The sequence below is a fragment of the Virgibacillus alimentarius genome, from assembly GCF_000709085.1.
Taxonomy (GTDB): Bacteria; Bacillota; Bacilli; order Bacillales; family Amphibacillaceae; genus Virgibacillus_B; species Virgibacillus_B alimentarius.
This window is the reverse complement of sequence record NZ_JFBD01000101.1, coordinates 1-3,048: the sequence shown is the minus strand read 5'-3', so window position 1 is coordinate 3,048 and position 3,048 is coordinate 1. Positions and strand designations below refer to the sequence as shown.

Genomic DNA, 3,048 nt, shown 5'->3' with positions numbered 1-3,048 from the left:
TTATGACGCTTCCCTTTGCTCAATGGATTTGGCAAAAGGCTCTCGATCTTAGATAACGTGGCTTTGTTCGCTGCTCCAGTTACTGTTAAACCGTAATACTTCTGGAACTGCTTGATTCGTTTTTCCGTAAATGATCCATAATAATTCGTTTTCCTAATACCGCCATAACCAATTTTATCTAAGTCTTTCTTTAGATCAATAACCCTTGAATCCCTTACTCCCTTTTTTAAAACAGAAGATTTGGGACTACTACGTGCAAAAAACTGTATTCTGTCTTTCTTTACGGATTCCTCAGAACTTTTCAATGAATTTTCCTGATCCGCTTCAGATGCTTCAGGATTCTCTTCTTCGTCTGATTTCTTATCTTGTGATGAATTTAGTTGTTCCTTTTCATCTGTTTCCTGATCTTCCGACTTATTGGAACCCTCGTCCGTTTCTGAATCCACATCTTCATCCAATACGGGCTCCTCATTCTTATCTAATTCCTCTTCCCCATCCAATATTGGCTCCTCAGAAGCTTCAGAGTTTTCCTCTTGATCCAATTCGCCTTCTTCTGAGGTGTTAGACAGCTCTTCTTTGTCTAATTCCTCAGCCGTTTGAGTGTCTCCTTCTTCTTCCGACACTTCAGATTCACTTTCGGATAATTTATCCTCTTCTGATGCTTCCGGTTCATCCTCAGGGGACTCACTCTCTTCCGATGTTTCAGATCCATCCTCAGATTCTCCTAGATTTTCAGGACTTTCTTCAGAAACTTCCTCATCATCTATTTCAATTTCATCTGGGGAATCAATGTTTTCTTCAGGTACTTCACCGGCTTCCGAATCAGATTCCTCTTTTTCTTCACTTTCTTCGGATTCCTCTGTGTCGGCTTCTTGTCGAAGAACAGATAGCATCTCTTCTATTTTCACCAATGTTTCTTCATCAGCGGTGCCTGTCTCAGTCAACCCATGATCTGCTTGAAATTGTGTAACAGCAAGCTCTGTCTCGTTATCATAAGTTGGAGATGGATCTTCCGAGAAGTGTCCGTAGTCTAAATTTGTTAAATCTTTTTTTAGCTGAACTATATGATCCCCGTGATCATCAACTTGATAAGATTTAAATAAGTCAGCACCTTTGTCTGAAACAACCTCTATTTGTGGCTCTTCTGATTTTACCTCTCCGTGTGAATTATCATCTTTCTCTTCAGCGATCTCTGCTTCTTCCTTTTCTAATTCCGTTTTCTTCTCATTTGTTAGCTCTTGATTACTTTCCGCTGCTATTACGGACATATGTAAGTAGAAGAAAGAAAATAATACTAATAATAGAATAAAAGATCTTTTTACCATCTCTTTATTATCATCTCCTTGTATTTTGTCTAATCCATCCTATTATCGGTTACTAAAGACTTAATTTAAATAGTTTTTGTTAAAATTAATCTTTTTGTTTGGAAAACATCGACGTTCTAATTATCCCCACAAAAAAAGAATTGTCAATCACTACATCAATCAAAAGACTTTTAAAGTAAATTTAAGTAATTAGATTTCAAAGACAAAAATACCTCCATTTGGTTGTGGAATTGTAGTTTTTATGGACACACCTTGATTAAATTTATATAATTAATTTAAAATAGGATGGGTCAAACCCATCACTAACATGACTATAAGTCAGAAGTTATAAGAATTCTTTGGTTTAATTATGGAATTTATTAGTCAAATAATTGAAGTGGGGGAGTTTAATTGAAAAATTATAAAAACACTTGGTTGTATAAATATAAACATATACCAGATACTGCTCACGGATTTCCAACGTGTATGTATGTTATTTCCCTGGAGGCATGGAGAAGAGGTTTAAAAGTAAAATTTAATATGAAAAGAAGAAAAAGTATAATGACTGGACTTTCTTATTCAATTAGTAATGGAGAAAAAGAGCATCTATTTTATGGCTCTAGAGGAGATTTAACTACGAGGGAAGCAAATAGAATTTGTGCTGATAAAGGACAAACTATTAGGAATTTAAAAGCAGCAAATGTATCTGTACCAGAGGGAAAAGACTTCCCAAGTGAAACACCTATTGAGGAATTACTGGACTATGCTGAGAAGCTTGGATATCCTTTAGTATTAAAACCCAGCACTGGAGGCGGTGGGGGTGGAGTTGGAGTAGTAACAAATATCAAAACAACGGAGGAAATGAAAGATAACATTATTCGTTTAAAGGAATTAAAGCCTAAAAGTTCTTTAATTATAGAAAGATTTTTTGTAGGTGAAGATTTTAGAGTGAATGTTTTTAATGGAAAAGTTATTGGTGCATTTCACAGAAGAGCGCAGAGTGTTATAGGAGATGGAAAGCATACTCTAAAGGAGTTATTAAGAATTAAAAATAAGGAAAGAAACGCAAGTCCCTTTTTAGCAACTTCAAAAATTAAAATGGACAAAAAAATGAAGGCATTTCTTGCTGGAAAAGATATAACTCCTGAATTTGTTCCTGCGGAAGGAGAAAGAATATATCTACGCAGAAATGGTGAATTTTTTGGACAAAGAGACGCAATCAATGTCACAGATAACCTCTCTCCCAAAATAAAAAACATAGCTGTTGAAGCTGTGAATGCTATACCAGGCCTTAGTATTGGTGGCGTTGATATGTTAATCGATCTTGAGAAAAATGAAGGAATCGTAAATGAAGTAAATTCTTTACCACAAATCAGTAATCATATTTTTCCGATTGAAGGAAATGCAATTGATATCCCAAGAATAATTATAGATTCTTATTTCCCAGAAACAAGGTATGAAGAACTTAAAAACACTCATTATTATTATGATTTTAAGCCTATTATAGAAAACTTTCGTAATGGGACTGCACAAGAAGTGACATTGCCACCAATCCCGACTGGAAAATATATAGCAAAAAAATATAGTGTATCTGGGGAAAATTTTAGTAAGCGGTATTTTGAAAAAATGAAAAAAGAAGCTGCTACTTTTTCAATTAATGGTTTTTTAAAAATAATTGATGATAATAACTTGGTTATTACTATATCAAGTAAGAAAAATAATTTAGAAAAATTCCAACGGTTAA

The 3,048-nt window shown here is 34.4% G+C and carries 2 protein-coding genes; one reads left to right on the top strand and one right to left on the bottom strand.

What is annotated here, in order from left to right; genetic code table 11:
* The coding region (locus tag GZ63_RS0114310; protein WP_029270733.1) for a peptidoglycan-binding domain-containing protein at positions 1-1,325 on the bottom strand (1,325 nt) is incomplete at its 3' end.
* A gap of 390 nt (positions 1,326-1,715) precedes the next feature.
* Here GZ63_RS0114310 and GZ63_RS0114305 point away from each other — a divergent pair.
* On the top strand, positions 1,716-3,048 hold a 1,333-nt coding region (locus GZ63_RS0114305; RefSeq protein WP_029270731.1), incomplete at its 3' end, for an ATP-binding protein.